1 protein-coding gene is annotated in these 5,212 nt (G+C 60.5%); it reads right to left on the reverse strand.

Going from position 1 to position 5,212, the window contains the following annotated elements; translation table 11 throughout:
* Positions 1–5,212, reverse strand: a 5,212-nt coding sequence (locus tag GIW02_RS26775) for a beta strand repeat-containing protein (RefSeq protein WP_456362093.1), incomplete at both ends; no start/stop codon positions are given.

Here is a 5,212-nt window from a genome sequence, read left to right on the forward strand (position 1 = left end):
TTCTGAGTCAGCACAACATTGTTGCCGTCGATGGCGTAGTAACCATCAGCATTGCTGTTGCCAGTGAAGGAAATCGTCAGACCTTCACGCGGCGTTTCTTCGTCGGTCGCGGTGAAAGTACCGGCGATGGTGCCCGCAGCGGCAGAGTTTTCTTCCAGAGTGTTGGCAACAACTTCAATCACCGGCACATCATTAACCAACGTCACATCCGGTGTAGCAGCAGCGTGCGAGCTGCCCTTATCGGCATCCGTCACGGTCAAATCAATCGCAGGCAGTTTGTTACCCGCGTTGACGAAGTTCGCGCCTGCCAGGGTCAACACCACGGCGTTGCCAACGAGGGTGTAGTAGCCATTTTTGTTGCTGTCGCCGGTGAAGGTCACTTTCAGGTCGGCAACCGGGGTTTCAATATCGCTGACGGTAAAGTGACCGGCAACGGTGCCTTCAGCCACGGAGCCTTCCACCAGGGCGTTGGCCACGACATCGATCACTGGCAGGTCGTTGACCGAAATCACATTGATCGGCAGCGTGATCGACTCGGACTTGGACGGCGCATCACCATCCTGCGCAGTGGCGGTAACGGTGAGGTTTACCAGGCCGTGGGCGTTTGGCACCGGGTTGTAGACCAGCGTGGCTTTGCTCCAGTCGCTGATGTCGATGCTTTGAGTGTCAGCCGACGCAGTAAAGGTGTGGCCCGCGCCATCAGAAATGGTTGCGCCTTGCGGAATACCGCTGATTACCAGCTTGAGCGTCTCGGACCCATCCTTGTCGGTGGCGTAGGCGTCGATGGCGGACAACTTGATCGCGTGGTCTTCCAGGCCAGTGTTCAACACCTGGGTGACGCTGATGTTGTCCAGCACGCCGCCCAGGGAGTTGTTGGCGTCGCCAGCCGGGGCCTTGAATTCGAGTTTGGCGTCGCCATCAGCCGTCACCGGCACCACGAAGGTGTAGGTCTTCATGCCAACGACGGTGGTATCCAGGGTGCCGACTTTGACGCCGCCCCAGAATACATCGATGACCGAGTTGTTCTCGGCGCCAGCACGCGGCGAGTAATCGACCGAGATGGAATACGCCGTACCGCTTTCAGCCTTGATGATGGTGTACAGGCTGGCGTCGTCGCCGGCGTTTTTCTCAAGCTCGATGACCTGGCTGTTGCCCGGGGTCTCGACGCCATAGATGCTGCTCTGGCCGATTTCGACCTGGCCGTCGCTGTTACCGGTCAGCCATGGGGTGCCCGGCGTGGCGCCGTTGCCGGCGGCGTTGTTGGCATCAGCAACGGCAACCGTGCTCCACGAACCGTTAAGGTGCGCGCTGTCGAAGTTGATCGCGCTGACGACGCCGCCACCGAGCAGGCCCAGGTGCGGGGTATCGGTCACCGGGGCGATGGTCACGGGGGCCGTGGTTTCGACGCTGGCTTTACCGGCATTGTCGACCGCAGTGAAGGTGAGCGCGGTGTTGCCGCTCCAGTCGGCGGTTGGGGAGAAGTAGACCGATGCCTTGCCGTCAGCGCCCGCAGGCACCGAATCACCGACCTTGAGTTCGCTGGTCAGGGTGGCATCGCTGTACAGCTTGCCGTTTTCCGGCAGGGAGGTGATGACGAAGTTGGCGACGCTGCCGTCCACATCGGCGCCGCTCAGGACGATCGTGGCCGCATGGTCTTCGTCAGCACCTGCGGTGCTCGCGGTTGCCGTCGGTGCATCGTTGAACAGCTCGACGGTGACCTTGCCAGTGGCGGTACCGGTTTCCGGTTGCTCACGGGCGAGGTTACCGCCGCCGATGTCGGTGACGTCGATGGTCACAGTGCGATCAGTGCCGACCGGGTTGTTGCCCGGGGCCTGGAAGGTGATCGCTTCAACCAGCTTGATGAAGTCGGCGGCACTGCTGCCGGCTGCCGAGTTGCTGGTCAGGGTGTAGATGACCTTGCCATCGGCGGCGCTGCCGCTTTCGGTGATGGTGATACCCGCAACGGCGAGGGCCTTGAGCACGTCGGCGTTGCTGAGCAGGTCGCCCGACACCAGGTGATCAACAGTAACCACGACCTTGCTGAAGGTTTTGTTGTCGACGTCGGTGATGCTCAGGTTTTCAACCAGCGCCACCGCACCTTTTTGCTCGACAAACTTGGTGCTGTCGAAACCGATAACCGGCGCATCGTTGACCGGAACCACGTAGACCACGGAAGTCACCGGCGCCGAATCCGCCTGGCCGTCGTTCACGGTGATGGTCAGGTTGCGGTTGGCCGGGCTTGGGTCCTCGCTTTCGCTGGCGAAGTGCACCGAGCGCAGGACTTCCTGGTACTCGGCTTTGGTCGCTTCACCGGACAGGGTCAGTACGCCGGTGTTCTTGTCATAGCTGACGGTGATTTTGGTGTTGCTGACATCCGCGATCAGCACGTCATCGGTCAAGTGGTTGACCAGCGTGACCTTGGCGCTTTGCAACGTGCTGTTGTCGACGTCGGTGATGGTCAGGTTCGCCGCGACGTAGCCGCCTGGCTTGCCTTCGATGTAGGTGTCGCCAAACGCGTTGGTCGAACCGTTGCCCAGTACCGGCGCGTCGTTGACCGCGGTGACCACGACGCTGATCTTGCCGGTCGAGACTTCTTCAACACCGGTGCTCAGCTCTTTGGCCGTAGCCTTAACGGTCAAGTCGAAACTGGCCGTCGAGTCCTTGAACGGCGTAACCGTCAGGGTGCTCAGGTTCCAGGTGCTCACGTCATACAGCGTGTTTGCGCCGGTCGAGGTGATGCTATGGCCGGTAGTGCCGTCGGTGAGCACGGTGCCTTCCGGCAAGCCGCTGATTTCCACCTTGTGGGATTCCGAACCGTCGGCGTCGACAAAGGTGGCGGTAATCGGCGCGATCTTGATCGCGGTGTCTTCCAGGCCATGGTTGTAGACGTTGCCGGTGTAATAGCCTTCGCCATTCTCCACATGGCTGTCGCCCAGCACCATGCCAGCAGCTTCCAACGCGGCCGCACTGGTGTAGGTCGGCAGGCCGCTGTTGCCCAGCGACACCGACGGACCGTTGTTGACCGACACATTGACGTCGTAGTTGCCCGGGCCGTTCTGGTTGTAGTGGTAGATGTCGAGGGTGTAGTAACCCGACTCGCTCGGCGTGTACGACGACCCGCCGATCCCGCTGCCCTGGCTCCAGGTTTCGGAAGCGACCAACTTGCCGCCCACGGTGATTGCCAGGCTGTCGTCGGCCGAACCGGTGAAGGTGTAGCTCTTGCCGGCTTCCAGGTAAACCAGACCGGACACTTTGGTCGCGGTGCCTTCGGCCACATTGCCGTTGCTCACATTGCTGGTCACGCCCGTGGAGGCGGCGCTGTCAGCGGTTTGGGCGTTGATCACCTTGATCAGGTTGCTGGACTGGGTGACGCCTTGGCCGTTGGTGCCCAACTCGCCCGGCAGGTTGCTGCCGGTCCAGGTTTGAATGGTCAGCCCGGTGGGCACTTGGCCGATGGTCAGGACCGGCACATCCGTCACCGGGTGAATATCCACGGTGATGGTTTTGGTGTCGCTGTAGGAGTTGCCGTCGGTGGCCTGGAACTTCAGCTCGGTGTAATCACCTTGCTTGTTGCCCACACCGGTGCCGCCGAAGCTGTTGTCGCCCGACTCGTTGTCTGCCGGGCTGTAACGCACGTTGTGGCTATCGAAATCAGCCTGGGTGAAAACCTTGCCCGACGAGGTGTCGGTTTTCAGATCGGCCGTGGTGAGCTTGACCCACTCGCCGTCGACTTTGTATTCGATAGAACCGGCAGGCAGGCTGGTGAACACCACACCTGGGTTCGCGGAGTCTTCATCCTGAACGCCGAACGTCGCCCAGGTCAGTTCGATCGGGGTGTCTTCGTCGCCCGAGATGTGGTTATCGATGGCGGTTGGGGCGTCGTCAACCAAGTTGACGGTCGGCTGGCCTTCGCCGTTGGAGCTTGCGCCCTGAGGGTCGGTAACGGTCAGATCGATTTTCGGCAGTTGGTTGCCAGCGTTGACGTAGTCAGCGCCCTTTTGGGTCAGGACGACGTTGTTGCCGTCGAGGGCGTAGTAGCCGTCGGTATTGCTGTTGCCAGTAAAGGAAATCGTCAGACCTTCACGCGGCGTTTCTTCGTCGGTCGCGGTGAAAGTACCGGCGACGGTGCCTGCAGCGGCGGAGTTTTCTTCCAGGGTGTTGGCAACGACTTCAATAACCGGCACATCGTTATGCAGGTTGACGGTCGGCTGACCTTCGCCATTGGAGCTTGCGCCCGATGGATCGGTAACGGTCAGGTCGATTTTCGGCAGTTGGTTGCCAGCGTTAACGTAGTCAGCGCCTTTCTGGGTCAAGACAACATTGTTGCCGTCGATGGCGTAGTAGCCGTCGGTGTTGCTGTTGCCAGTGAAGGAAATGGCCAGGCCTTCGCGCGGCGTTTCTTCGTCGGTCGCGGTGAAAGTACCGGCGACGGTGCCTGCAGCGGCAGAGTTCTCTTCCAGTGTATTCGCGACGACTTCAATCACCGGCACGTCGTTATGCAGGTTGACGGTCGGCTGGCCGGAACCAGTGGAGTTGGCGCCCTGAGGGTCGGTGACGGTCAGGTCAATCTTAGGCAGTTGGTTGCCAGCGTTAACGTAGTCAGCGCCTTTCTGAGTCAGCACGACGTTGTTGCCGTCGATGGCGTAGTAGCCGTCAGTATTGCTGTTGCCAGTGAAGGAGATCGTCAGGCCTTCACGCGGCGTCTCTTCGTCGGTCGCGGTGAAAGTACCTGCGATTGTGCCGACTGCTGCGGAGTTCTCTTCGATCGTGGCCGGAGCAACTTCAATCACTGGCACATCGTTGTGCAGGTTGACGGTCGGCTGGCCGGAACCCGTGGAGTTCGCGCCCGATGGATCGGTCACAGTCAGGTCGATCTTAGGCAGCTGGTTGCCCGCGTTGACGTAGTCGGCACCCTTCTGAGTCAGCACAACGTTGTTGCCGTCGATGGCGTAATAGCCGTCGGTGTTGCTGTTGCCCGTGAAGGAAATGGTCAGGCCTTCGCGTGGGGTTTCTTCATCGGTTGCGGTGAAGGTACCGGCGACGGTGCCTACTGCGGCGGAGTTTTCTTCCAGGGTGTTGGCGACGACTTCAATCACTGGCACATCGTTGTGCAGGTTGACGGTCGGCTGGCCGGAACCCGTGGAGTTCGCGCCCGATGGATCGGTCACAGTCAGGTCGATCTTAGGCAGCTGGTTGCCCGCGTTGACGTAGT

It is taken from the genome of Pseudomonas syringae (genome assembly GCF_021606685.1).
GTDB classification, from domain to species: domain Bacteria; phylum Pseudomonadota; class Gammaproteobacteria; order Pseudomonadales; family Pseudomonadaceae; genus Aquipseudomonas; species Aquipseudomonas syringae_R.